Here is a 233-nt window from a genome sequence, read left to right as displayed (position 1 = left end):
CCCGATTCGAAGATCGAGATCGGCATCCCGCCGGGGCCGTCCGGATCGACGATGGCCGGAATCTTGTTGTTGGGAGAGATCGTCAAAAAGTCCGGGGCCAGCTGGTCGCCCTTGCCGATATTCACCGGCACCACCCGATAGGGCAGGCCGCACTCTTCCAGCATGATGGGAATCTTCCAACCGTTGGGCGTGCCCCAGGTATGGACGTCGATGGGGTTCTGGGTGGCGGCGGC

General features: G+C 63.1%; 1 protein-coding gene. It reads right to left on the bottom strand.

Features of this window, described 5'->3' with window-relative positions:
• The coding region (locus tag RYX56_RS26870) for a glutathione S-transferase N-terminal domain-containing protein (RefSeq protein ID WP_317124533.1) at positions 1-233 on the bottom strand (233 nt) is incomplete at both ends.

This window comes from Alkalihalophilus lindianensis (assembly GCF_032843265.1).
Taxonomy (GTDB): Bacteria; Bacillota; Bacilli; order Bacillales; family Bacillaceae_D; genus Alkalihalophilus; species Alkalihalophilus lindianensis.
Note: the sequence above shows the minus strand (reverse complement) of the source record. Positions and strands in the feature narration are given on the sequence as shown.